Origin of the sequence: Aquabacterium sp. (assembly GCF_029946005.1) — a bacterium.
In the GTDB taxonomy this organism is placed as follows: Bacteria; Pseudomonadota; Gammaproteobacteria; order Burkholderiales; family Burkholderiaceae_C; genus Aquabacterium.
This window is the reverse complement of the sequence record NZ_JAQSDR010000007.1, coordinates 21,203-46,164: the sequence shown is the minus strand read 5'-3', so window position 1 is coordinate 46,164 and position 24,962 is coordinate 21,203. Positions and strand designations below refer to the sequence as shown.

General features: G+C 63.9%; 19 protein-coding genes. 12 read left to right on the top strand and 7 right to left on the bottom strand.

What is annotated here, in order from left to right; genetic code table 11:
- Positions 1 to 4: 4 nt before the first annotated feature.
- The 3 genes from apbC (at position 5) to PSV38_RS05120 (ending at position 4,509) form a co-directional block, all read left to right on the top strand.
- Positions 5 to 1,123, top strand: a complete 1,119-nt coding sequence (apbC, locus tag PSV38_RS05130; protein ID WP_300540320.1) for an iron-sulfur cluster carrier protein ApbC — start codon at positions 5 to 7, stop codon at positions 1,121 to 1,123.
- Positions 1,124 to 1,149: 26 nt separating this feature from the next.
- A complete protein-coding gene (locus tag PSV38_RS05125; protein ID WP_300540318.1) occupies positions 1,150 to 3,777 on the top strand; it encodes a PAS domain-containing protein in 2,628 nt (875 codons plus the stop codon).
- Between the two features lie 99 nt (positions 3,778 to 3,876).
- Positions 3,877 to 4,509, top strand: a complete 633-nt coding sequence (locus PSV38_RS05120; protein ID WP_300545591.1) for a response regulator — start codon at positions 3,877 to 3,879, stop codon at positions 4,507 to 4,509.
- A gap of 15 nt (positions 4,510 to 4,524) precedes the next feature.
- Here PSV38_RS05120 and PSV38_RS05115 read toward each other — a convergent pair whose 3' ends face one another.
- Entirely contained in the window at positions 4,525 to 5,307 is a 783-nt protein-coding gene (locus tag PSV38_RS05115) for an ATP-binding protein (protein ID WP_300540315.1), read from the bottom strand.
- Positions 5,308 to 5,771: 464 nt separating this feature from the next.
- Between PSV38_RS05115 and PSV38_RS05110 the strand changes: the two genes are divergently transcribed.
- From PSV38_RS05110 to PSV38_RS05100, 3 genes are read left to right on the top strand one after another with little or no spacing between them, the layout of a single operon-like run.
- Complete coding sequence (locus PSV38_RS05110) at positions 5,772 to 9,710, top strand: response regulator (RefSeq protein WP_300545588.1); 3,939 nt, start codon at positions 5,772 to 5,774, stop codon at positions 9,708 to 9,710.
- On the top strand, positions 9,707 to 11,935 hold the full coding sequence (locus tag PSV38_RS05105) for an EAL domain-containing protein (RefSeq protein WP_300540312.1): 2,229 nt from the start codon (positions 9,707 to 9,709) through the stop codon (positions 11,933 to 11,935). The genes PSV38_RS05110 and PSV38_RS05105 overlap by 4 nt, the downstream gene beginning before the upstream one ends.
- 19 nt (positions 11,936 to 11,954) lie before the next feature.
- Entirely contained in the window at positions 11,955 to 13,703 is a 1,749-nt protein-coding gene (locus tag PSV38_RS05100) for a diguanylate cyclase (RefSeq protein WP_300540310.1), read from the top strand.
- A 6-nt stretch (positions 13,704 to 13,709) separates the two neighbouring features.
- Here PSV38_RS05100 and PSV38_RS05095 read toward each other — a convergent pair whose 3' ends face one another.
- Positions 13,710 to 15,221 carry an NAD(P)H-hydrate dehydratase gene (locus PSV38_RS05095; RefSeq protein ID WP_300540308.1) on the bottom strand — a complete coding sequence of 504 codons (1,512 nt, stop codon included), beginning with the start codon at positions 15,219 to 15,221 and terminating at the stop codon, positions 13,710 to 13,712.
- A gap of 450 nt (positions 15,222 to 15,671) precedes the next feature.
- Between PSV38_RS05095 and PSV38_RS05090 the strand changes: the two genes are divergently transcribed.
- On the top strand, positions 15,672 to 16,895 hold the full coding sequence (locus PSV38_RS05090) for an SAM-dependent methyltransferase (RefSeq protein ID WP_300540307.1): 1,224 nt from the start codon (positions 15,672 to 15,674) through the stop codon (positions 16,893 to 16,895).
- Here the strand turns inward: PSV38_RS05090 and PSV38_RS05085 are convergent.
- The 3 genes from PSV38_RS05085 to PSV38_RS05075 form a co-directional block, all read right to left on the bottom strand.
- Positions 16,879 to 17,130 (bottom strand): hypothetical protein, encoded by a 252-nt coding sequence (locus PSV38_RS05085; protein ID WP_300540305.1) that lies wholly within the window; start codon positions 17,128 to 17,130, stop codon positions 16,879 to 16,881. The genes PSV38_RS05090 and PSV38_RS05085 overlap by 17 nt on opposite strands.
- A 146-nt stretch (positions 17,131 to 17,276) precedes the next feature.
- Entirely contained in the window at positions 17,277 to 17,624 is a 348-nt protein-coding gene (locus PSV38_RS05080; RefSeq protein ID WP_300545585.1) for a hypothetical protein, read from the bottom strand.
- A gap of 107 nt (positions 17,625 to 17,731) precedes the next feature.
- Positions 17,732 to 17,926 (bottom strand): hypothetical protein, encoded by a 195-nt coding sequence (locus PSV38_RS05075; protein ID WP_300540301.1) that lies wholly within the window; start codon positions 17,924 to 17,926, stop codon positions 17,732 to 17,734.
- A gap of 136 nt (positions 17,927 to 18,062) precedes the next feature.
- Between PSV38_RS05075 and PSV38_RS05070 the strand changes: the two genes are divergently transcribed.
- The 5 genes from PSV38_RS05070 (at position 18,063) to gloA (ending at position 23,151) form a co-directional block, all read left to right on the top strand.
- A complete protein-coding gene (locus tag PSV38_RS05070; protein WP_300540300.1) occupies positions 18,063 to 19,844 on the top strand; it encodes an ABC transporter ATP-binding protein/permease in 1,782 nt (593 codons plus the stop codon).
- A 93-nt stretch (positions 19,845 to 19,937) separates the two neighbouring features.
- The gene (locus PSV38_RS05065; protein ID WP_300540298.1) at positions 19,938 to 20,393 is read left to right on the top strand and encodes a RidA family protein; all 456 of its coding nucleotides are present in this window, start codon (positions 19,938 to 19,940) and stop codon (positions 20,391 to 20,393) included.
- Between the two features lie 3 nt (positions 20,394 to 20,396).
- Positions 20,397 to 20,897: a disulfide bond formation protein B gene (locus PSV38_RS05060; RefSeq protein ID WP_300540296.1), complete on the top strand. Its 501-nt coding sequence runs from the start codon at positions 20,397 to 20,399 to the stop codon at positions 20,895 to 20,897.
- Positions 20,898 to 20,916: 19 nt separating this feature from the next.
- Entirely contained in the window at positions 20,917 to 22,740 is a 1,824-nt protein-coding gene (locus PSV38_RS05055) for a bifunctional anthranilate synthase component I family protein/class IV aminotransferase (protein WP_300540294.1), read from the top strand.
- Between the two features lie 3 nt (positions 22,741 to 22,743).
- On the top strand, positions 22,744 to 23,151 hold the full coding sequence (gloA, locus tag PSV38_RS05050; RefSeq protein WP_300540292.1) for a lactoylglutathione lyase: 408 nt from the start codon (positions 22,744 to 22,746) through the stop codon (positions 23,149 to 23,151).
- A gap of 23 nt (positions 23,152 to 23,174) precedes the next feature.
- Here the strand turns inward: gloA and aroC are convergent, their stop codons facing one another.
- The gene (gene aroC / locus PSV38_RS05045; protein WP_300540290.1) at positions 23,175 to 24,278 is read right to left on the bottom strand and encodes a chorismate synthase; all 1,104 of its coding nucleotides are present in this window, start codon (positions 24,276 to 24,278) and stop codon (positions 23,175 to 23,177) included.
- Between the two features lie 126 nt (positions 24,279 to 24,404).
- Positions 24,405 to 24,872: a CBS domain-containing protein gene (locus tag PSV38_RS05040; protein WP_300540288.1), complete on the bottom strand. Its 468-nt coding sequence runs from the start codon at positions 24,870 to 24,872 to the stop codon at positions 24,405 to 24,407.
- Between the last annotated feature and the right edge of the window lie 90 nt (positions 24,873 to 24,962).

Below are 24,962 nucleotides of genomic sequence, written 5' to 3'. Positions count from 1 at the left end.
CAGCATGACCCTACCCGCACCATCCGCCTTAGAAACCGCCGCACGCGCCGCGCTCAGCGCCGTCATCGACCCCCTGACCGATCAGGATTGGGTCAGCGGCAAGCAGCTCAAATCGCTGCGGGTGGAACAAGGTCAAGCCACCGTGGACATTACCCTGGGCTACCCGGCCCCGTCGCGCTGGCCCGCCTACACGGCCCTGGTCATGCAAGCGCTTGACGACGTGCCCGGCATTTCCAACGTGGAAGTGAACTGGAGCACCAAGGTTCAGACGCATGCCGCGCCGCGCGGCCAAGCCCCTCTGCCGGGCGTGAAAAACCTGATCGGCATCGCCTCCGGCAAAGGCGGTGTGGGCAAAAGCACCACCGCCATCAACCTGGCCCTGGCCCTGGCCGCTGAAGGCGCCAGCGTGGGAATGCTCGACGCCGACATCTACGGCCCCAGCCAACCCCTGATGATGGGCCTGAGCGGCCGCCCGGACAGCCCCGACGGCAAAAGCATCGAGCCGCTGCGCAATCACGGCCTGCAGATGATGTCGATCGGCCTGCTCATCGACGAGAACGCACCCACCATCTGGCGCGGCCCCATGGCCACCCAGGCGGTTGAACAACTGCTGCGCCAGACCCGCTGGGGCGCCACCGATGAGCCACTGGACTACCTCATCGTCGACATGCCACCTGGCACCGGTGACATCCACCTGACCCTGTGCCAACGCGCCCCGCTCACCGCCGCCGTGATTGTCACCACCCCGCAGGACATCGCCCTGCTGGACGCCCGCAAGGGCCTGCGCATGTTCGAGAAAGTGGGCGTGCCGGTGCTGGGCGTGGTCGAGAACATGGCCACCTACCACTGCCCCCAATGCGGCCACGAAGCCCACATCTTTGGCGAAGACGGCGGCAAACGCCTGGCCGAAGAGACCGGCGTGCCCTCGCTGGGCTCCATGCCTTTGGACCTGAACATTCGCCAGCAGGCCGACAGCGGCAACCCCACCGTCGCGGCCGACCCGAACGGCAGGCTGGCGGGCCTGTACAAGGACATGGCCCAACGCCTGGCCGCCGGCTTGTCCAAGTTGCCCAGAGACTATTCGGGCAAGTTGCCGGGCGTGACCGTCGCGCCCAAAGCCTGACCTCCTTCAAGACCCGCCGCCCAGTCATGAGCAACCGCCTCGACGACGCTTGGTTCGATCTGGTGCCCCAGGCCTTGGTTGAATTCGACGAACATGGCCGCCTGCTGCGCAGCAACGCGGCCTTTGCCACACTGATGGGCAAAGCCGTGGCCCCTGGCGCGCTGCTGGGCCATGAGTCTGAAGCGCTGCAAAAACTCACCGGCTGGGATGCCCCACTGGCCTTGCTGGGCCTGGCGCCTGGCGCACCGCCCTTGAGCAACCTGGCCTGCGTCGCCCAGGGCACCGCCAACCAACGCTATCTGCGCAGCGAGGTCCATGCCCACCCACGCTTGGCAGGCCAGCCCGAGCGCTTTCTGTGTGTGGTGCACGACACCAACCCCATGGCCTTCGTGGTGCAGACGCCGCGCCCACCCGACTTCACCAACACCAGCGGCGAACCCACCGGCATGATGGGGTTCGACCAGGACCAGTTGCTGCACGAGTTGCGCACCATCCTCGAAAGCAGCCCCGCCGGCATCGCCTACCTGCGCGACAACATCCTGGTGCGTTGCAACCGCCGCTTCGAACGCATGCTGGGCTTGAGCCCCGGCACCTTGACTGGGCAGCACCTGGACGCCTTGCTGGACAGCGATCCGCGCATCCGCCGCGTCGTCGATCAGTCCAAGGTCGAGTTGCTGAGCACCGGCCAGTTCGAAAGCGAGCTGGAAATCGTCGCTCCGGGCTACCCCACGCGCTGGTATGCGCTGTCGGTGCGCCGCATCGGCCCCCGCACCGACACCCTGGAAGTGATTGCCGTGCTGTCGGACATCACGCGCATCCGCTCGCAACAAGCCCAGTTGGAAGCCCTGGGCCGCGACCGCGACCTGATGTTCACCATGTCCGGCGTGGGCATCGCCTTCGTGCGCGACGGCCTGGTGCACAGCGCCAACCCGGCCCTGGCCAGCTTGCTGGGACTGGACCACCAGGACATGGCGGGCCGGCCCCTCGCCAGCCTGTACATCACCGATGTCGATACCAGCACCCTCGCCAGAACCGACGACCAGATCCTGGCGCAGCTCAGCGAGCAAGGCCACTGGCAAGGCGAGCGGGCCCTGCGGCATCCTCGCGGCACGCCCTTGTGGGCCGAAGTCAACCTGCGCCTGGTCAAGCCCGACCACCCTGAAGAAGGTTTCATTGCCTCCTTCGTCAATGTCGACGACCGCCACCGCGCCGAGCAGAACCTCACACTGCAAGCCGACCGCACCCGCGCCATCCTGGACTCGGTGTTCGTGGGCATCGTCACGCTGGATTCGGGCGGCATCGCCTGGATGAACCGCTCAGCCCGGCGCATGTTCGGTGGCGACCTGCCCGACTTTCTGGGGCACCCGCTCAGCACCGTCGCCACGCCCGACATTGACCACCCCTTCCGCCTGACCGGCTACCTGGACGACCTGCTCGATGGCCAGTCCCACACCTTCGAATGCCAAGTCATGGGCCGGGACGGGCGCGTCTTCTGGGTCGTCGGCAACGCCGTGGTCACCCTCGGTGAGTTCAACGAGCGCCAGATCACCTATGCCCTGATGGACATCGACCGGCGCCGCGAAGCCGAGGCCCTGACGGTGGAAGCTCAAGCCACCCTGCAGCGCATCATCGAGATGGCACCCATGACCATCACGCTGTGCGACGCCAAAACCCTGACCGTGATCCAGGCCAACCAGGCCGCCTCGGCGTTCATGAAGATCGAGCCCGCCAGGGCACCCGGCTTGACCCCAGAGCAGATCCACGGCGCAGACCGGGGGCGGCAATTGCGCGCGGACATGCTCAGGGCCCTCGATTCGGCCAAACCACTGCAGCGCGAGTACAAATTCGAGCAAGGCTCGGGCATGCAAACCTGGGACGTCAGCTACCTGCCCTTGTCACACGATGGCCAGACCGCCGACCAACTGCTGCTGGTGGCCTCGGATGTCAGCGAGCAACGCGCCGCCGAGCAAGCCCGGCTGGAGGCCGCCATTGCGCAGCGTGAAATGCTGGTCAAGGAAGTGCACCACCGCATCAAGAACAACCTGCAAGGCGTGGCCGGACTGCTGCAGCAGATCGCGGCCCGCAAGCCGGAAGTCGCCTCGGCCATCTCCGAGGTGGTCGGCCAGGTTCAGGCCATCGCCCAGGTCTATGGACTACAGGTGGGCGCGGGCGGCCCATTGCGCCTGAAAAACGTCATCGAAGCGATTGCACAGTCGGTGCAGCGCACCTTCAACCGAACCATCACCCTGGTGGTGGAAGGCTGCAACACCTCGGATTGGCAACTGCCGGAAGCCGAATCCATCCCCATCGCGCTCAGCCTCAATGAACTGCTCACCAACGCCCACAAGCATGGGCAGGCTGGCGAGTCCCTGACCTGCTCCATGCTCTGCAGTGAACAACAGGTCTGCATCGAGATCCGCAACACGGGCGTGCTGCCCGAAGGCTTCAACGTTCACCGGGTTCCTGGCGGCGTGTCTGGGCTGGGGCTGGTCCGAGCCCTGCTGCCCCGCCGCAGCTCCAAGCTCAGCATGACGCAGGAGGGCGAACAGGTCGTGACCCGAATCGAGCTGAACCCGCCGGGCGTCAGTTTGGTGCTCACCCCCCACATCCCGGGTGCTCCCTCTGGCCAGCAGATTGCACTTTGGCCACAATGAGGGAGGAATGCCGTGCAAAATGGCGAATCAGTCTTGACGTGATCTGAGGCCCTGGGCCTTCGCCGCGTTCCAGGGCTTCTCGGCCCAACGAGGATGGACGTGAATCACAAAGGCAAAATTTTGGTGGTAGACGATGATCGGCTGGTGCTGGCCACGTTGACCCATGGCCTGTCACAAGCCGGCTACGAGGTGATCGACGCCGACAACGGCGACGACGCCATCCTGCTGGCCCACGAACACAAGCCCGAACTGGCCCTGCTGGACATCCGCATGGAAGGCAAAACCGGCTTCGACGTGGCCGCCTACCTGCGCGAGTATTGCCAGATCCCCTTCATGTTCCTGTCGGCTTTTGCCGACGAGGCCACGGTAGCGCAGGTCAAGGAGCTGGGCGCCGTGACCTACCTGGTCAAGCCGCTGGACATCCAGCAGATCGTGCCTGCCGTGGAATCCGCCTTCGCCAACCGGCGCAAAAACGCCGCCGAAGCGGAAGCCCAGGCCACGCAGACGGCCACCCAGGCCAAAACGTCCGCATCCGCGTCAAGCGCAGATCCTTTGGCGCAGACCGTGGCGCTGGCCGTGGGCATCGTCATGCACCGGCATTCGCTGGGGCGCGGCCAGGCCCTGGATCGCTTGCGCAAACAGGCGCAGCAAGAAGGTCGCACCACCGAGGCCTGGTGTGAACGCCTCTTGGACGCTCAGGAAGTTTTGTCCGGCTTGGGGCCGCTGAACTGACCGAACCGAAGCATTTCAGTCCAGGCGCCTATGGGCTTGCGCTTGTGCGGCGCTGATCAGCGTGAAGTAGAAGCAGGCGCCCTTCCCTGACTGGGCTTCGGCCCACACACGGCCTTCGTGGCGCGCGATGATGTTCTTGACGCCCGCCAGGCCCACCCCGGTGCCTGGGAACTCCTTGGCACTGTGCAGCCGCTGGAACAAGCCAAACAACTTGTCAGCGTGCTGCATGTCAAAACCGGCGCCGTTGTCCTTCACGTAAAACACCGCTGGATTAGTGGCTGGCATCACCCCAACTTCGATGCACGGGTGATCCACCTTGGCGCTGTATTTCAAGGCATTGCCCATCAGGTTGTCCAACACGCGCCGCACCAGCGTGGGATCGGCCTCGGCCACCATGCCATCGGCCACCCTGAACTCGGCGCGCCGACTCGCCTGACCGGTCGCCAACCCTTCGTCGCGCTCCAGATCGGACAGGTCCTTGACGACCTCTTTCGCCAGCAAGCTGAGGTCAATGCACTCGCGCCCCACGGGCTCCCGTGCCAGTTGAGCCTGCGCCAGGATAGCGTCGATCATGCCGCTCATGCGGGTGGAGGCTGCAAGCACACGGTCCAGGTGGTCATTGCCAACCCGGTCCAGCACCTTGCCGTAATCCTCTTTGAGGATGCGCGTGAAACCATCGACCACGCGCAACGGCGCCCTCAAGTCGTGTGACAAGGCATAACGCAAGACTTCTTGGTCGGCCTCGCTCAAGGCGGGCACGCGGTCGTCGTCAGACACCGCCGACTCAGGAGCACTCATCACCTCAGTCGGTGTAATGGGTGGCGCAGCTGGGTTGATCCCTGCTTCTGGCGCAGGCAACCATGCCAAGGCCGTTCCCCACACCACGCACCATAGCAACAGGAACAGGCTGTGTGCCCAAGCAGGCGCCTCCAGCAGCACCATCACGACGAGCGTCACCAAACCCGCCGCGCCCCACCCCATTAACTGGATTTGAGACCGCCGACGGAGCGACACCCGACTTAAAAAAGAATGATTACCCGGCATTCAAATGATTGTAAGAAGGACCGCAAGGGGTTTCTTCTGCTGGTTGACCATTTCACTGTGCCTGTAAAGTCCGTGATTAGTTAACGATTGGACACAGTATGCCCCTGCGGTCCCCTGGCAACGGGGCTGACTTACCCAAGGATCGTCACGCGATATCCCCGGACAAGGAAATCATGCGCTTACCGTGGACCTTTATTCTCGCCCTGAGCGCCCTGGTCATGACGACCGTGGCGACCGTGGGCTGGGGTTTGAGCGGGCTTGGGCTGGCTTTGGCTGGTTGGGCATCCGCTGGCATCGGCTATTTGGCGCGCCAAGGGCAGAACCCAGCGGCCGACCAGCCGGGCACGACACGGCCCCCCGAAGCGGTCATGGACGAAGAATTGCTGCCACAAGTGTCGTCTCACGACAACGCGGAGGCACAACGCTGGCTGGCCCTGAGTCAAGAAATCGCCGAAGCCGCCCATGGCGCCAACTCGCTGGCCCAGGCCTTGCAACGGGTCGGCCAAACCCTGCACCAGCACATGGGCTCCAAAGCGTGGGTCTGCCTGCGGGTGGACGGGTGGAATGGCGAGTCGGCCTTGCTGCGCCCTTGGGTGAATGCCGACAGCGATGCCGGGGACATCATTGACGTCACGGCCATCGCCACCACCCAACGCGATGAACGCCCACTCGGTCAGGCCTTGAGCACCCTGAGGCCCAGTTCGGCCCAGGGCGAAGATGAACTGTCGGCGTTGTCCACTTGTCCCTGGCGCTCGCCCCAAACCCACAAAGTGCTGGCCGTGCCCGTCTCGGTCGAAGGCTGGCCGCTGGCCTTGCTGGAGTTCGACGACCCGCAACAGGACTGCATCGGCCTGTCGCACGTGCTGGACATTGCCGCCATCCAGTTGGGTTTTGTCGCCCAGCGAGATGCCAACCTGGCCCACATGGCCACCAGCGCCGAACACCTGGGTCGCCTGGCCCTGGTCGCCTCGCGCATCAGCAGCGGCGTGGCCATCACTGACCGCCACGGCACCATCGAGTGGATCAACAGCGCCTTCGTGGCCTTGACCGGTTGGCCGGAGGAAAAAGTTTTGGGCCGCAAGCTGGGCGACCTGCTGGAGCAGGAAGTCAGCGCCCCCAACACGGTGCGAGAGCTGGAAGACCACCTGTCCCGGGGCGTGCCTTTCCGCCTGTCCTATGAGGCGGCGCGTCAGGGCGGCCAGCTCATCACGCGCTACTGGGGCGAGATCGACGCCATCCAGATGCTGGACGAAACCGGGGGGCGCAGCCAATACGTCTGCCTGTTCAACGACATCACCAAGCGCAAGGCGCAAGAGCATGTGCGCGAGCAGGAGCGCGAATTCCTCGAAGCCTTGCTAGGCAACCTGCCCGTCAGCCTCTTCGTGCTCGACCCGGTCAACCTCAACGTGGTGGCCATCAACCGCTATACCGAGATCGAATTCAAGCTGCAGCGCGACCAAGTGGTGGGCAAATCCATCACGGCGGCACTGGGCGAGTCCGTCCTCAAACTGACCGAAGGCCCGATGCAGGAGGCCCTGGAAACCGGCCAAACCATTGAGCACGATTTCCAGTGGCAAAACGCTTCGCAGCAACGCATTGTCAACGCCCGGCACTTTGCGCTGCGCCACAGCAATGGCCGTCCGCGCCTGCTGATCTCGCTGGTGCGCGACATCACCGCCGCCCGACAAGCCCAAGCCGATCTGGAAGAGTCCGAACGCCGCTTCCGCGAGCTGGTCGAATCGATGGACGACTGCGTCTATGTGGCCAGCGAGCACCGCGCCAGCTACCTCTACCTCAGCCACCGCACGCAAGACCTGTGGGGCGTGTCGGCCGAAGACATCCAGGCCCACCCGGATCGGCTGAAGTCCCTGGTCGTGCCCGAAGACCGCCCTTTGCTGATCGAGCAAGAGGCCATGGAAGACCAGGACCAGCCGACCGACGCCCTGCTGCGCCTGCAGCACCCGGAAAAAGGCCTGCGCTGGTTGCGCCACCGCACCCGCGCCCGCCGCCTGCCCGACGGGCAATCGCGCATCTACGGCCTGGTGTCCGACGTGACCGACGAGCATGGCCAAGCGCTGGAGTTGCAACGCGCCCGCGACATGGCCGAGGCCGCCAGCCAGGCCAAGAGCCAATTCATGGCCAACATGAGCCATGAAATCCGCACCCCCATGAACGGCATCCTGGGCATGACCGAGTTGCTGCTGGGCACGCCACTGAGCGACAAGCAGCGCCGTTTTGCCCAGGCGGTGTACCGCTCCGGCGAAAGCCTGCTCGAGATCATCAACGACATCCTGGACTTCGCCAAGATCGAAGCCGGTCGGCTGGAGTTGGCCACCTGCGACTTCGTGCTGCGCACCCTGGTGGAAGACACCCTGGAGCTGATGGCCCCGCGCGCCCACGAAAAAGGCCTGGAACTCAACTTCCGCGAGCAACCAGGCCTGCCCTCCGTCATCCATGGGGACCCGCTGCGGCTGCGCCAGATCCTGACCAACCTGGTGGCCAACGCCATCAAGTTCACCGAACACGGCGAAATCGTGGTCGACATCCGCCGCGCCATCGGTGGCGCCGTGGAACTGCCCAAGCCCGGCAGCACCGACACCATGCTGCTGGAATTCATGGTGCGCGACACCGGCATTGGCATTCCATCTGAAGTCGTGCCCCGCCTGTTCAGCGCCTTTGTGCAAGCCAACGGCGGCATGGCGCGGCGCTACGGCGGCACCGGCCTGGGTCTGGCGATTTCCAAGCAACTGGTCGAGCTGATGGGCGGCCAGATCGAGGTGCACAGCGCGCCCGGTGTCGGCTCGGAGTTCCTGTTCCGCGTGCCCGTGTGCATCGGCACCACGCAAGCCGACATGGCCATGCTGGAAGAACCCGACATGCCCTCTTTCAACGTGCTGGTGGTAGACGACAACGACACCAACCGCACCGTGATCGAGAACATGCTGACCGCCTGGGGCATGCACGTGGTGCTGGCCGTGGATGGCCGCGAAGCCCTGAAGGTGCTGATGGCCCACCCCTCGCAAGACGCGCCCTTCGACCTGGCCCTGGTGGACATGAACATGCCCCACCTGGACGGCATGGGCCTGGCCGAAGCCGTGCGCACCAGCGGCCGCTACCCCAAGCTGAAGATGATCCTGCTGTCGTCGGTGTCATCACCCGACGACGTGCGGCGAGCGCAAGACGTCGGCTTCCAGCGTTTTGTGGCCAAGCCTCTGCGCAAAGCAGAGTTGCGCCAGGCCATCCTGGGCATTTCGGCGGAGCGTGGCGACGTGGCCCACGAAGCCACTCGCATCAACAAGGCCGTGCTGGTCATCGAAGACAACACCGTCAACCAGGAGGTGTGCTCGCAGATGCTCAAACGCCTGGGTTGCGAAGTGCGTGTCGCGAGTTCAGCCCTCGAAGGTCTGCGCCGCCTGGGTGAACAGCGCTTTGACCTGGTCCTGATGGACATCCAGATGCCCGGCATGGACGGCGTTGAGGCCCTGGGCTGGTTCCGCCGGGGCTCCAACAACCGCTTCTCGTTCATCACACCGTCTGACACGCCGGTGATCGCTGTCACGGCCAATGCGCTGGAAGGCGACGAAGAACGCTTCCTGGGCCTGGGCTTTGACGACTACCTGTCCAAGCCCTTCCGGCAGAGCCAGTTGCACAAGGTGTTGGTGGAACACACCCACATCGACCCCAACGACCTGCCCGAAGCCCCCATCACCGTGCCCACGCCACTGCACGATGGTTTGGCAGATCACACCGCGCCACAAGACCTGCATGGCACCACCGACGAATCGCTCAGCGCAGGCTGGGAAGAGGTCCTTGACCGCCAGGCTTTGCAGCGTTTACAAGACCTCGACCCCAAGGGCGAGAACAAATTGATTGAGCGAGTGTCAAAAGCTTTTGAAAATTCTGTCGGGCGGATGCTGCCGCAACTCGAAGATGCCATCAAAGTCGGCGATCATGCAGGGATCGCGCATGTGGCGCACACTCTCAAATCATCGTCAGCCAGCATCGGCGCGCTCAAGTTGTCGCAAATGTGTGCCGAAATCGAATCCATGATCAGGCGTCCAACAGGTGAAGATCTGACTAATCGCATCAGCGCCATACGGCCCGAGGTGGAACGGGTGACCGCGAGCTTGCGCCTCTTGCTGGAGGCTCAACTGTGAACCTCCTTAGCTCCGTCGGGACCGATGATTCACAAGAGCAGCCGAAAGTGCTGCTGGTGGATGACGACGAAGTCAACCTGCTGTTGACCTCCATCGCCCTGCGCGAGCGCGGTTTCGCGATCACCGAGGCCAGTTCCGGCGAACAAGCCCTGCAAATCATCAGCGAATGGTTGCCCGACGTGGTCGTGCTGGACGCCGTCATGCCCGGCCTGGACGGCTTTGCCACCTGCCAGGAACTGCGCCACCTGCCCGGCTACGAGTCCGTGCCCGTGCTGATGCTCACCGGTCTGGACGACGAGGCCTCGATCACCCGCGCTTACGAAGTAGGCGCCACCGACTTTTTCATCAAGTGCACGCAGTGGAGCCTGCTGGCCGGGCGCCTGCGTTACCTGTTGCGCGCCTCGCGCACCCGCCACGAGCTGGAACGCAGCAAGGCCACACTGGCTCGCGCTCAAGACCTGGCACGCATGGGCAGTTTCGACTGGCGCCAAGGCGTGACCGACATCGTTTTCTCGATGGAAGGCATGCGCGTGTTCGGCCTGGGCGGGCGTGATCGCCTGGGCCTCAAGCGCATCCTGCGCATGATCGGCCCCGAAGAGCGCCAAAGCTTTGAACGCATCCTGCGTGAAGTGTTGGACCACGGCACCGTGCTGTGCAACGACATCCAGGTCAACCTGCACGATGGCCGCCAACGCATCCTGCACATCGAGGCCGAGCCCGAGTTCAATGAAGTGGCCGCCCTGATCGGCTACACCGGCATCGTCCAGGACGTGACCGACCGCCGCGTGGCCGAGGACAAGATCAAGCACCTGGCCAATTTCGACACGCTCACCGGCCTGCCCAACCGCCGCCAGATCTTCTGGCGCAGCGAGCGCGCCATCGAGCACGCCAAGCGCCTGAACCACCACGTGGCCCTGCTGCAAATCGGCGTGGACCGCTTCAAGATCATCAACGAGAACCTGGGCCACCATGCCGGCGACGAACTGCTGATCGAGGTCTCGCGGCGACTGCGCTCCTGCGTGCGCCATTCCGAGCAGGTCATGGAAGGCAATATGGAGATGACCGGCACGCGCGGTCACCGCACCCTGGAGGCCGTGGGCCGCCTGGGCGCCGATGAGTTCGTGGTGCTGTTGCCCGAGATCGTCAACGAAGCCGAGGCCATGGACACGGCCACACGCATCCTGCAAGCCCTGCGCGACCCCATGATGGCCGCCGGCCAGGAATGCTTCATCACCGCCAGCATCGGCATCGCCCTGTTCCCGGCCCATGGCCTGAGCGTGGCCGACCTGCTGCGCAACGCCGACGTGGCCATGGACCTGGCCAAGAGCCAGGGTCGCAACACCGCGCTGGTCTATGACCTGCAACTGGCCAGCAAGGGCCGCGTGCGCCTGGATCTGGACACTGCCCTGCACAAGGCCCTGGAGCGCGACGAACTGGTGCTGTACTACCAGCCCAAGATCGACGTGCGAACCAGCAAGATGGTGGGCGCCGAGGCCCTGATGCGCTGGATGCGCGACGGCAAGATCATCCCCCCGATCGACTTCATCCCACTGGCCGAAGCCACGGGCCTGATCAACGCGATGAGCCTGTGGGCCATCACCCAGGCCGCGCGACAGGCCAAGATCTGGCAAAAGCAATTCGGTTTCGACGCGTCAATCGCCGTCAACCTGCCCAGCCGACTGTTCGAACTGCCCGACCTGGTCGACAAGATCCAGGCCATCCTGACGCAAGAAGGCGTGCCGCCTCATTTCATCGAGCTGGAAATCACCGAAACCGGCCTGATGAAGGACCTGCAGGGCGTCATGCCCTCGCTGCAACGCCTGAATCAGATGGGGATCGAAATTTCCATCGACGACTTTGGCACTGGCTACTCGTCGCTGGCCTACCTGACCACCCTGCCCATCAGCGAACTCAAGATTGACCGCTCCTTCGTGCACGACCTGGGCACCACGCCTCAAAGCTCGGCAGTGGTGTCGGCCATCATCGCGCTGGCGCGCGCGCTGGGCTTGCGCGTGATCGCCGAAGGCGTGGAAGAGGTCTCGCAAATGGAAGTGCTCTACAACCTGGGGTGCCACATCTGCCAAGGTTACCTCTTTGCCCGGCCGATGCCGGCGGCCGACATCGACACCTGGCTGACCAACACCGAGGCCGACCAAAGCTTGCCCCGTGTCGCACTGCTCAGTGGCGACATCGGCGGCTCGGCCATCAGCAGTACCCCCGTCTAAAATCACCGAGGAATCGACCATGGGCAGTTCATCGGGAAGTGGCGCTGCACAGCAGGCCCCCGCGCAACTGGCCAAGGCCGCCCTGCGCCAACTGGCCGAACAAAGGCTGGAACCCACGCCAGAGAATTTCCGCAAGGCCTACGAGGCCGAGCAAGGTGGGAGCCCTGCGCCCACCGAACCCACGGTGGCCCCCGATGCGGCCCCTGCCCTGACACCGGCCGCTGATGGCGAGCGCTGGTCGCAATTGATCGGCCGCATCGTGCGCGGTGCGGAGCGCGGGGGGCGCCAATGGACGGCCGCCCGCAAAAAAGACAGCTTGCAGCGGGTGTTGGATGGCAGCAAGAATTCCGCCAGCCGCTTGCACCAGCGCTTGACCCAACTGGTGGGGGGCTGGGACAGCGACACGCTTGACGACAGCTTGCTGGAGGTGGTGGACACCGCCGATGCAGACACGGCACCGCCCGACACCACCAGCTCGGCCTCCGCGCCACCAGCGGTCACATTGACGACGGACGCACCTCCCGCCACGATGACGCCCACCGCCAGCCCGGGCGAAGCCTGGCCCCCGCTGGCCGAGCATGCCCTGGCCCAAACCCATGGCGTCCTGATCACCGCCCTGCCCGACAACCTCGGCCAGGCCCTGGAAGCCAAGGCCGCTTTGCAAAGTGCCCTGAGCCAGGGCCGCCAATCAGGCCTGGGCCAGCCTGAGCTGGAGGCCACGCGAGACCAGATCACCCAGGCCTGCGACCAGGCCCGGCGCATCATCGAACACCGCTACCACCTCGTCGAACAACTCAACGAGCTGTGCCACACCTTGACCGACAGCCTGGTCGAATTGGCCGAGGACGATTCCTGGGTGCAGGGCCAGTGCCAGGCCATGCAGTTCCAGTTGGATGAAGGGCTGAACAGCCGTGGCGTCAAGCACATGCAGGATTTGCTGGACAGCACCCGGCAGCGGCAAAAGGAACTCAAGCTGGAGCGTGATTCCGCGCGCCAGTCGCTCAAACAGTTCATCCACCAGATGTTGCAAGAGATCGCCGAGTTGGGCAGCACCACCGACCGCTTCCAGCAAAGCCTGGGGCGCTATGCCGACACCATCGGCCAAGCCGACTCGCTGGAGAGCCTGGCGGGCGTGGTCCGCGACATGGTGGACGAAAGCCGCGCCGTGCACGGTCTGGTCAACCAGGCCCAGACCCGCATGCAAGCAGAGCACGAACGCGCCACCGAACTGACCGACCGCGTGCGCTCGCTCGAAGACGAAATCCGCCGCCTGTCTGACGAGGTGTCCACCGACCCGCTCACCCAGATCGCCAACCGGCGTGGCCTGGCCAAATCCTTCGAGACCGAGCGTGCGCGCATGCAACGCAGCGGCGGCGCCCTGGCCATCGGCTTGCTGGACGTGGACAACTTCAAGAAGCTCAACGACCAGATGGGCCACCACACGGGCGACCTGGCCCTGCAGTTTCTGTCGCGCCGCGTGAGCGAGTGCCTGCGCCCCAGCGATTCACTGGCCCGCTACGGCGGCGAAGAATTCGTGGTGCTGTTGCCCGACACGCCGGTGGACGAAGCGCAGCTGGTGCTGACCCGCCTGCAACGCACCTTGAGCGCCGAGTTCTTCACGCAGGATGAGAAGAAAGTGTTCATCACCTTCTCCGCCGGCGTCACCCAGTACCGCACCGATGAGGCCATCGAGGCCGCCCTGGACCGCGCCGACGTGGCCCTGTACGAGGCCAAGCAAACCGGCAAGAACCGCACTTGCGTCGGCTGACTTGAATCAGCCGGGTTGCAGCAGTTTTTGCAGCACGGCCGGCAACTGATCAGGCAGGTCATCGGCGATCAGGCCAGCGCCAAAAGCCCGTGCCGCCTCGCCATGCAGCCAGACTGCCGCGGCGGCGGCATGGAACACCGCCATGCCCTGCGCCAGCAGCCCTGTGATCAGGCCCGCCAGCACATCGCCTGCCCCGGCGGTGGCCAGCGTTGGAGGCGCGTTGGTGTTGACCAATGCCATCCCATCTGGCGCGGCAATGACCGTGTCCGCGCCCTTGAGCACCACCACGGCCCCGCTGCGATGCGCCGCCCAACGCGCCCGGCTGAGCTTGTCAGTAGCAGGCAAGGCCTTGGCCTGCGGAAACAAGCGCGCAAACTCACCCTCATGGGGCGTCATCACCACCGGCCCACGTGTGGCCTTGATCAAGGCGAACAAAGCATCGGGGTCGTCTTCAAAGGCTGACAAGGCATCGGCGTCCAGCACCACTGGGCGCCCACTGGCCAAGGCCACTTCCGCCAGGGGACGCACGCCCCGGGCCAAGCCACCTGCCGCTCCGGGGCCCAGCAACACCGCGCTGATGCGGGCATCGCGCAAGACCTCTCGCAGGCTCGCCGCCAGCTCCACCGAATCCTGGCCGCTCAGGGGATGCACCATGATGCTGTTCAAGGCCGCGGCATAGACCGGCCAGGCCGATTCAGGCACCGCCACCGTGGTCAAGCCTGCGCCTGCACGAGCGGCCGCCCGCGCCGATAAGCGCGAGGCGCCGGTCATCACGCCGCCGCCGTAAACCAAGGCGTGGCCACGTTGGTATTTGTGGTGATCGGCCGTCAGCGCTGGCCAATCACTGCGCCAGTACTCCGGCGTGTTTTCAAAGGTGGCTGGCTTGACGAAGTCACCCACATCCGCCCGCAAGCCAATGTCGGCCACCGCCACCTCGCCGCACAAAGCCCTGCCCGGCAGCAAGACATGGGCAGGCTTCTTGCGGAAGAACGTCACCGTCAAAGCGGCCTGCACCGCACCTGCGCTCTCTCCCGTGTCACCAAACACACCGCTGGGCACATCCACGGCCACCATCGGCACCCCGGACTGGGCCACCGCTTGCAGCGTGGTGGCCGCCATGTCGCTCAAGGGTCGGCTCAAGCCCGAACCAAACAAGGCATCGACCACCAAGCTGGCACCCTCCAGCGCATCGGGGTGCAAGGGCACACAAGAGGCCGGATCCCAATACCGCGCCTGGATCAAGGCATCGCCTTTGAACGCTGCCCACTCACCCAGCAAGGCCACGCGCACAGGCCAGCCCGCCTCGCCCAAGCACCGGGCGATCACCAGACCATCTCCGCCGTTGTTGCCCGGGCCGCACAGCACCACCACGGACCGGTTGGTCCAGCGCGCCAGGATCGCTTCGGCCACGGCCTTGCCTGCCTGCTCCATCAACGCCTGCCCAGACGTCCCCGCTTGCATGGTCAAGTTCTCTGACTGCACCATCTCTGCCACGGTCAACAGTGCCGTACGTTTCATGCTTTGTTTCACCTTGTCAGCCCAATCACCCGAGTCTGCCTTACATCCCGTTACCGGCGGGAAAAGTCGCGCAGCTTTTCACGTCCAAGCCAGCGACGTGCCTGTGGCCTCTTGCGCCCACAGGCGCACTTGATTCACACTGCAATGGCGGTGAACGATGGGATCTCCATCAACCGCAAGGCACACCGGGTAACGGTGGCTTGAACGGGTGCAGCGCTTGCGTTATTGCAAGCTGGCAGGGTGGATCTGCCAGCATCACGCCGTCGGTGAGACGGCTCCCCTGATCGTCTGGGGGCATGATCGGCCAGGACCCACCCCGGCCGGTAAGTCGACCCGATCGTGGTCGTCGACCCAGGAGCCCGGCGTTTTTAAAACGGCCGGGCTTTTGCTTTGGGGAAAATGCCCTCGACAATCCCAGCCTTGCCCCATTTCCAGACAAAGGCGCCCCGCATGCCCACCCCGCACGATCAATTTTTCAGCCTGGTGCATGAACACCTCAATCAGCAGACCCTGGTCAAGCTGGTGCTGGGCAATTACGTCGGCCCGGTCGCCGACCTGGTCCGTGTGCAGGTGCGGCCAGTCACCATCAAGGGGCAAGCCTGCCTGTCTTTCGTCCACCGGCACCAAACCAAGGACATCATCAAGAACCTGCCCGTGGCCGAAGGACTGGCCGCACTCCAAACCATGGTAGGCCAGGACTTCAGGAATGCCCACCTGCTGACCCCGACCGAAGAAATCCAGTTGGCCATCAGCAAGAAGGGCAAGGCCACGCTGCGCTTTGGCAAGAGCGAGCAGCACGAACCCACCAGTCAGGAACACAACCGCCAGAAAGAACGCCTGCTGGCGCTGGACCGCCCTTTCCTGACCGCCTTGGGTGTGACCGACGCCAAACAGGCCTTGATCCCGGCCATGTCGCGCAAGTGGAAGCAGATCAACAAATTCATTGAGGTGTTCAGCCGCGCCCTGGCCTCATCACAACTGGCCCAGGCCCAGAACATCCACGTGGTGGATTTTGGGTCGGGCAAGGGTTACCTCACGTTCGCCATCCACGACTACCTGCAAACCAGCCTGGCCCTGACCGCGCAGGTGACAGGGGTTGATTTGAAAGAGGACATGGTCGAGTTGGGCAACACTGCCGCGAGCAAGTTGGGCCTGAAGGGCCTGCGCTTTGACCATGGCGATGTGCGCAACTACCAGGCTGGCACAGTGAACGTGATGATCGCGCTGCACGCTTGCGACATCGCCACCGATTACGCCATTCACATGGGCATCCGCACCGGAGCTGACATCATCATGTGCTCGCCCTGCTGCCACAAGCAGATCCGGCCCCAGTTGCTGAGCCCTCATCCGCTGCGCCCCATCTTGCAACACGGCGTGCACCTGGGCCAGGAGGCGGAGATGCTGACCGATGGCCTGCGGGCGCTGCTGCTGGAAGCCTGCGGCTACGACACGCAGGTCTTTGAATTTGTCTCGCTGGAGCACACCAACAAGAACAAGATGATCCTGGCGACCAAACGGGCTTCAGGCGCACCAGACAAGGCGGCTGAAACGTTGACGCAAATTCAAGACATCAAAAACTTCTATCAAATACAGGAACATTGCCTGGAAAGCCTGCTGAAGGCTGAGGGGATGTTGCCCTCAGCCTCTTCGGCAAAACTCACGCATCGTGCGTAGCCCGTTTGGCCAATGCTGCACCGCCGCGCAGGCCAAGTGCCGTGCAAACCGCCACGACGGCCACCGTGGCAATGATGCTCAACCACTGAGGCGCGCCAAGTTCCGCCAAAGGGGCATGGATCAAACCGACACCCACGGGTAAACCGACCAGGAAACCGGCGATCACGCCCAGCTTTTCGTAGCCCAGGCCTTTGCGGCTGGCATCAGATTCGTATTTCAATGTGTGTTGCGTCATGATTCACCCCAAAAAAATTGTTGCGATGCAGCAATCCTAGCTGAATACGGGCCGTTATGGATGTAAACCCTAGGTAACAGTGTGTGGATGACCGAAAACCACCTCGAACCGGGGGGATGCCACGTTGTTTTTCGGACCCCGTTAACTCAAACCGACGGAGTTTGCTGGCCGACCAACCAGCGGTGCAAATTGACTTTGCGCCCGCTTTGCAGATCGCTGGCCTCCACGATCTTGCTGATTTTCAAGACGCATTCCCGGCCCAGGGCATCGCACCACACGGTCAGGCGCCGCAGGTCGGAGTGCAGCGTGATGACGCGCACGGTGGACTTCTGCAGAACGCCGTTCTGATCGATGAACATCACCTTCCAGTAAAACGGACCTGGATCTGGGGACCTGGGCTCAGCCGGTGCACTCGGTTTGAAAAGGGCACGGCCCAGTCCGTCCATGAAGGCAAACATGCCCATCGCTGTCATCGGGTTGAAACTGATCCTCATCGCACTCTCCTGCACACGTCTTGTGTGATGCAGGAATCGTAGCCAGAGGCCTCCCACTTGAAACCCCCACAAAGAGCGAGTGGGCGATGCCAAGTTAGGGGGCTCGGTCAGTCCCTGATGCCCAGGCTTCGCCAACTGGCCACTTCGCGCTCGGCGGCGTCTTCGGGGCCCAGGCTGGGGGAATCGCACCAGATGTCGGCGGCGAGTTGCTCGGCCTCGTCAGGGCTCAGACTGGGTCGGAAGGCCCGCAACTCGGCTGAGCAGCGGTCAATCCAGGCGTCACGGTCGTCATCATCATTCATGGTGATACTTCGTGTGAGCACTCTCGCAGTGCTGGTCGCCTTCAGTCTAGCCTGAAGGCGCGCCATCCGGCCAAGAATCTACCCGCGCTGGGGCTTCACGCACAATCCCCTGCACAGCGTGCTCAAGGAGACCGAATTGGATTGGAGTCAAGAGCTGGTTGCCAGCCTGGTGTGGTTGGCCCAGGCATTCGCACTCACGAGTGTGGGGTTCGTGGCCGTGGGGTTTTTCGTCACGCGCAGCACCCGTTGGGGGCGCCAGTTTTTGCGCCTGGGCTGGCCCTACCTGACGCCCAAGCGCAGCTGGAAACCACTGCTCACCGTGGCCCTGATCCTGTTCCTGGCCATGTTCTCGGTGCGCATGAACGTGCTGTTCTCGCTTTGGTACAACGGCTTTTACAGCGCCCTGCAGGCCCTGGACCAAAAGGCCTTCTGGTTCTTCCTGGGCATCTTCAGCATCCTGGCCGCCGTGCATGTGCTCAGGGTGCTGCTCACTGCCTACATCAGCCAGGTCTTCGACATCGACTGGCGCACCTGGTTGAACGAACGGCTCACCAAGGACTGGCTGGAGGGCGACGCCTACTACCGAGGCCACTTCCTGAACGAGCCGGTGGACAACCCCGACCAGCGCATCCAACAGGACATCGCCACCTTCGTGTCTTCGTCTCGCAAGCTGTCGATTGGCACAGCCGATGCCGTCGTCTCGCTGGTGGCCTTCACGGGCATGTTGTGGGGGTTGTCGGGCGCCTTGGCCATCATGGGGGTGGAGGTGCCGCGCGCCATGGTGTTCCTGGTGTACGTCTATGTGCTCGTGGTCACCGTGGTCGCCTTCAAGCTGGGTCGTCCGCTGATCAGCCTGAACTTCCTGAACGAACGATTGAGCGCCAATTTCCGCTACGCCCTCATGCGCCTGCGCGAGAACGCCGAGAACATTGCTTTTTACCAAGGTGAGCGCGTAGAACGCGCCACCTTGATGAACCGTTTCGCGGCCGTCATCGCCAATGTGTGGGCACTGCTGTTCCGGGGCTTGAAGTTCGATGGGTTCAACCTTGCCGCCAACCAGTTGGCCGTGGTGTTCCCCTTCATCTTGCAGGCACCGCGCTTCTTCAGCGGTGCCATCAAGCTGGGTGACGTCATGCAAACCTCGCAGGCCTTTGGCCAGGTGCAGGATGCGTTGTCCTTCTTTCGCATGTCGTACGACGAGTTCGCGCAGTACCGTGCGGCCCTGGATCGCTTGACCGGGTTCATGGACGCCAATCAGCAGGCGCGCGACCTGCCCAGCATACAGATCAACGGCCGTGATGACGCTTTGGTGATCGCTGGCGTGGGCGTGTCACGGCCCGATGGCCATCCCTTGGTGCAAGGCTTGAGCCTCACCTTGCAGCCGGGCCAAAGCATGCTGATCAAAGGTGCGTCAGGAAGTGGCAAAACCACCTTGCTGCGCACGCTGGCGGGGCTTTGGCCCCATGCCCAGGGGGCCGTCGACCGACCCGTGGGCCCACACGCCCTCTTTTTGTCGCAACGACCTTACCTTCCCCTGGGCAATTTGCGCAGCGCGCTGATCTACCCGGCCCTGGTGCTGGACGACGCCTTGATCCACGACGCTTTGATCAAGGTGCAACTGGGCCATTTGCAGACTCACCTGGACGAGCCGGCCGACTGGTCGGGCATCCTGTCGCTGGGCGAGCAGCAACGGCTGGCCTTTGCGCGCGTGCTGTTGAACCAGCCCCGCATCGCCTTCCTCGATGAAGCCACCTCGGCCACCGACGAAGGGCTGGAGCACGCCCTGTACACCTTGCTGCGAAAAGAGCTGCCGCAATGCATGTTGGTGAGCGTGGGACACCGCAGCACGCTCGACGGTTTTCACTCTCACCGACTGGTCCTGAACCAGGGTGGCCAATGGGCCTTCACCGCGGCATGACACGGGTGGCGGTGTAGGATCGTGGCCAAGCTTTGACCTGCTGCTTTTGACCACTGTCGGCGGGCCGTCCTACCTCCTAGATTTGTTGCCACCATGTCCATCCAAGACCGCCTCGACACCCTGGGCATCACGCTGCCCCCAGTGACCGTGCCCGCCGCCTCTTACCTGCCCTTCATGCGCACGGGCAACCTGGTGTTTTTGTCGGGCCACATCGCCAAAAAAGATGGGCACGTGTGGGTCGGCCAGTTGGGCAAGACCATGACCACCGCCGAAGGCCAGCAAGCCGCGCGCGCCGTGGCCATCGACCTGATGGGCACTCTGCAGGTGGCCGCTGGCGGCCTGGACAAGGTGGTGCGCATCGTCAAGGTGATGAGCCTGGTCAACAGCACCCCTGATTTCACCGAGCACCACCTGGTCACCAATGGCTGCTCCGAGCTGATCGCCCAGGTGTTTGGCGAACCCGGCCGGCATGCGCGCAGCGCTTTTGGCGTGGCGCAGATCCCGCTGGGTGCCTGCGTCGAAATCGAACTCATCGCTGAAATTGTCTGATCCATGCGTTCACTCAACCTCCGCCCCGCCCCATCTGGTCGCCCTGTGCTGGCGCTGATCGCTCTGGCCTGCGTGGCCTCTGTGGGTTTTGCCCTTTTGGCCCAGTACCAACTGGACATGCAGCCTTGCCCTTGGTGCATCCTGCAGCGCGTGCAGTTCCTGCTGATCGCGATCCTGGCGGGGCTGGGTGCCCTGATCGGTGGCCGGGTGGTTACGCTGCTGACATCGGTGCTGATCGTGCTTGCCGCGGCGTCAGGTGCGGCCTCGGCTTGGTACCAGCACTTCGTGGCGGCCAAGACTTCGTCCTGCAACCTGACTTTGGCAGATCGCATCGTCTCCAGCCTGCACCTGGACACCACGCTGCCAGCGGCCTTCGAGGTGCGCGCATCATGCGCCGATGCCGCCGCCAAGCTGATCGGTGTGCCTTTCGAATTCTGGAGCCTGGCGCTGTTCGTGGTGCTGGGCCTGGCAGGCCTGTGGTGTGCCCTGCGCGCACGCGGCTGAAGCGATTTCGCTCGCTGCCATGAGCATCAGTGCGGTGCCTTCGCCACCCCCAGTGGCCTTGCTGGACTTTCCCGCGGCACAGGGCGGCCGCCAAAAGCACGCGTTCGGCCCAGCCGTGACATGGCTGGTGGCCACTGAACTTGCGGAGGTGCGCAGCGTCATCGATGCGGCCCACGAGCACGCCCGACAAGGGCGCTGGTGCGTGGGATGGGTGGCCTATGAAGCGGCCCCCGCCTTTGACGACCATCTGCCCGTTTGCCAGCCCGAGCCCGGTCAAGCACTGGCCATGTTCGCCGTGTTCGACCAGGCCTTGCCTTGGCCCACCGCGACTCACCGGGGCGCCTGGCAAACCACGCCCTGGCAATCCAGCTTGAGCCCTCACGCCTTCACGGCACAGATCGAAGCCATCCATGAATTGATCCGGGCGGGCGAGGTCTACCAGATCAACCTGACCACGCCGCTGCGCAGCCAACTTGAGCCGAAGGCGCCGGAGACCGCGCTCCAGTACTTCCATGCCCTGCACCGCAGCCAGCCCGATGGCTACGCGGTCTACCTGGACACCGCCGAGCAACCCTCCGCCACAGGCCTCAGCCATGTACTGAGCGTTTCGCCCGAGCTGTTCTTCCATTGGCAGGGCGACCAGATCATCACGCGCCCCATGAAGGGCACGGCGGCGCGTGGCAGCACGCCGGATGAAGACGCCGCCGCCGCCCGGCACCTGCAAACCAGCGACAAGGAGCGCGCAGAGAACCTGATGATCGTGGACCTGCTGCGCAACGACCTGTCGCGCATCGCGCAGGTGGGCTCGGTGCAGGTGCCCTCGCTGTTTGACGTGCAGGCTTTGCCCACCGTGTGGCAGATGACATCCACCGTGCAGGCACGCACGCGCGAAGGCTTGCGGCTGTCCGATGTATTCGCCGCGCTGTTCCCCTGTGGCTCGATCACCGGGGCGCCCAAGCGGCGCGCCATGCACCACATTGCTGCGCTGGAAGGCTCGCCTCGCGGCGTGTACTGCGGCGCTGTGGGGCTGATGACACCTGGGGGTGAAGTGACCTTCAACGTGCCCATCCGCACCGTCGTGCTGCGGCCTGGATCGCAGCCAGGCTGGGATGCCCATTGCGGCATCGGCAGCGGCATCACCCTGGATGCCACGGCCGAGGCCGAGGCCAGTGAATGGCGGCACAAGCAGGCCTTCTTGAAGCGAGCCGCCCAACCTTTTGAACTGCTGGAATCACTGCGGCTGGAAGAGGGGTGCATCCCCAGGCTGGAAGGCCACCTTCAGCGCCTGACGCGCACGGCCAGGCATTTCGGTTTTCCCTTGGACGTGGCAGGGGTCCGTGGCACCTTGACGCGACATACCAAGGCGCACCCCCAGGGCATTCACAAGGTCCGCTTGCTACTAGACGCCCAGGGCCAGGCGACCTGCGAATCCAGCCCCCTGGCGGCCAGCCAGTTGCCCATCCGGGTGGCCTTGGCGGTTCAAGCCATGCCTTTGGCCGACGAGTTCATCGCCCACAAGACCACCCAGCGCAGCGCCTACGCGCCCTTCCACCCGCCACCCGGCTGCTTCGACACCCTGCTGTGGAACGCCCAAGGCGAGGTCACCGAATTCACCATCGGCAACCTGGCCGTGAAGCTGGCGGGTGGGTGGTTCACGCCGCCCTTGTCTGCCGGACTGCTGCCCGGCGTGATGCGCGAAACGCTGTTGGCAGAAGGCCGTTTGCGCGAACGCAGCATCACCTTCGATGAACTGCGCCAAGCCCAGGGCCTGGCCTTGATCAACAGCGTTCGCGGCTGGATGGACGCCGAACTGCTGCCCACCGAACAACCTGCCGGAGATTGAAAAATGCGCTTTCTGCACACCATGCTGCGGGTCACCAACCTGCAACGCTCAATTGATTTTTACACCCAGGTGCTGGGCATGACCCTGCTGCGCACCACCGATCGGCCCGAGCAGCAATACAGCTTGTCTTTCCTCGCTTTTGGCGGCGGCAACCCGGGGCAGGCGGAGTTGGAGCTGACCTACAACTACGGCATCGACAAGTACGAGCTTGGCACGGCTTATGGCCACATCGCCATCGGTGTCGATGACATCGTGGCCACCTGCCAGGCGGTGCGCGACAAGGCCGTGGCCCTGGGCGGCGCCATCACGCGTGAACCCGGCCCGGTCAAGGGCGGCAACACGGTGATCGCCTTCATCACTGATCCGGATGGCTACAAGATTGAGTTGATCGAGCGCGGCATCACGGACTGAACACAGCCCGGCCAGTCAGTCAGTCAGTCAGGCCGCTGCGCCGCGATCTGCGGCGTGCTCACCACCACATCGCCACACTGCGCACGGTGCATCAAGGCATGGTCGATCAGGACCAGGGCCAGCATGGCCTCGGCGATCGGCGTGGCGCGGATGCCCACGCAAGGGTCGTGGCGGCCAAAGGTTTCCACCGTGGCGGGCTGGCCATCCAGGTCGATGGACTGTCGCGGCACGCGGATCGAACTGGTCGGCTTGATGGCGATCGACACGCGCAGGTCCTGCCCAGTCGAGATGCCGCCCAGCACGCCACCGGCGTGGTTGGAGCCAAAGCCTTCCGGCGTCAGCTCGTCGCCATGCTCGCTGCCCTTCTGGGCCACCACGCCAAAACCATCGCCGATCTCAACGCCCTTGACGGCATTGATGCCCATCATGGCGTAGGCGATGTCGGCGTCCAGTTTGTCGAACAAGGGCGCGCCCAGGCCAACGGGCACATTGGTGGCTTCGACCGTCAGTCGCGCGCCGCAAGAGTCGCCCTCCTTGCGCAGGGCGTCCATGTAGTCTTCCAGCGCCTCGATCTGGCTGGTGTTGGCTGCGAAGAAGGGGTTGTGGTGCACGTGTTCCCAGCCCTCGAAGGCGATGGGCACGTTGCCGAGCTGGGTCATGCAACCGCGGAATTCGGTGCCGTACTGCTCACGCAACCACTTCTTGGCCACGGCACCGGCTGCCACCATGGGCGCAGTGAGGCGCGCCGATGAACGACCACCGCCGCGCGGATCTCGCAGGCCGTATTTATGCCAGTAGGTGTAGTCGGCATGCCCCGGGCGGAAGGTCTGCAGGATGTTGCCGTAGTCCTTGCTGCGCTGGTCGGTGTTGCGGATCAGCAGGGCTATGGGCGCACCAGTGGTCTTGCCTTCGTAGACACCACTGAGGATTTCAACCGCGTCGGGCTCGTTGCGCTGGGTGACGTGGCGGGAGGTGCCAGGACGGCGGCGGTCCAGCTCAGGCTGGATGTCGGCCTCGGACAAGACCATGCCGGGCGGGCAACCATCGATCACACAGCCGATGGCCGGGCCATGCGATTCGCCAAAATTGGTGACGGAAAACAAGAGTCCGAGGGTGCTGCCAGCCATTGCGCGAACCAGGTAATTGCGAAAACCGCGAGACCGCCATTGTCCCCCATACGACAACGCCCGGACAAAGCCGGGCGTTTGAGCGGAAGCGCTGCGCGACTTCCGCGGGAGGGGGCACGCTGATTTTTAGAGCAAAGCCTGGCGCTCACCAGCCTCTTCTTCAACCGGCCAGTCGCGGATGTAGGCCTTGAGCATCCGGTTTTCAAAATCCTGGCTGTCAACCACGGCCTTGGCCACGTCGTAGAACGACATCACGCCCATCAGGGTTTTTTGCGTCATGACCGGCATGTAGCGCGCGTGACGACTCAGCATCATGCGGCGCACTTCGTCAATCTCGGTGTCGGGCGTGCAGGTGAGCGGATGGTCGTCCATCACCGAGCGCACGCGGGTGTCGCCCATGACGCCGCCATTGCGCACCACGGCCTGGATCACCTCCCGGAAGGTCAGCATGCCGACCACGTCACCGTGTTCCATCACGACCAGAGACCCGATGTCGAACTGGGCCATGGTGTTGACCGCTTCAGACAGGAGCTGTTCGGGTTGCACGGTGTATAGGGTGCTGCCTTTGACTCGCAGGATGTCGCTGACTTTCATGGTCGGTCTCCTCTTGTTCAGGGGTTGCACAGTGCGTCTGACGCTGTTGAGTCATATTGCCGCAATATGTGGCAAACGCCAATGGGTGAT

Bases quoted from the DNA above. Each gene is read 5' to 3' on its own strand.
- apbC (WP_300540320.1), top strand. From the start codon at position 5: ATGACCCTACCCGCACCATCCGCCTTAGAAACCGCCGCACGCGCCGCG.
- PSV38_RS05125 (WP_300540318.1), top strand. From the start codon at position 1,150: ATGAGCAACCGCCTCGACGACGCTTGGTTCGATCTGGTGCCCCAGGCC.
- PSV38_RS05115 (WP_300540315.1), bottom strand. From the start codon at position 5,307: ATGAGTGCTCCTGAGTCGGCGGTGTCTGACGACGACCGCGTGCCCGCC.
- PSV38_RS05110 (WP_300545588.1), top strand. From the start codon at position 5,772: ATGACGACCGTGGCGACCGTGGGCTGGGGTTTGAGCGGGCTTGGGCTG.
- PSV38_RS05100 (WP_300540310.1), top strand. From the start codon at position 11,955: ATGGGCAGTTCATCGGGAAGTGGCGCTGCACAGCAGGCCCCCGCGCAA.
- PSV38_RS05095 (WP_300540308.1), bottom strand. From the start codon at position 15,221: ATGAAACGTACGGCACTGTTGACCGTGGCAGAGATGGTGCAGTCAGAG.
- PSV38_RS05090 (WP_300540307.1), top strand. From the start codon at position 15,672: ATGCCCACCCCGCACGATCAATTTTTCAGCCTGGTGCATGAACACCTC.
- PSV38_RS05085 (WP_300540305.1), bottom strand. From the start codon at position 17,130: ATGACGCAACACACATTGAAATACGAATCTGATGCCAGCCGCAAAGGC.
- PSV38_RS05080 (WP_300545585.1), bottom strand. From the start codon at position 17,624: ATGAGGATCAGTTTCAACCCGATGACAGCGATGGGCATGTTTGCCTTC.
- PSV38_RS05075 (WP_300540301.1), bottom strand. From the start codon at position 17,926: ATGAATGATGATGACGACCGTGACGCCTGGATTGACCGCTGCTCAGCC.
- PSV38_RS05065 (WP_300540298.1), top strand. From the start codon at position 19,938: ATGTCCATCCAAGACCGCCTCGACACCCTGGGCATCACGCTGCCCCCA.
- PSV38_RS05060 (WP_300540296.1), top strand. From the start codon at position 20,397: ATGCGTTCACTCAACCTCCGCCCCGCCCCATCTGGTCGCCCTGTGCTG.
- PSV38_RS05055 (WP_300540294.1), top strand. From the start codon at position 20,917: ATGAGCATCAGTGCGGTGCCTTCGCCACCCCCAGTGGCCTTGCTGGAC.
- gloA (WP_300540292.1), top strand. From the start codon at position 22,744: ATGCGCTTTCTGCACACCATGCTGCGGGTCACCAACCTGCAACGCTCA.
- aroC (WP_300540290.1), bottom strand. From the start codon at position 24,278: ATGGCTGGCAGCACCCTCGGACTCTTGTTTTCCGTCACCAATTTTGGC.
- PSV38_RS05040 (WP_300540288.1), bottom strand. From the start codon at position 24,872: ATGAAAGTCAGCGACATCCTGCGAGTCAAAGGCAGCACCCTATACACC.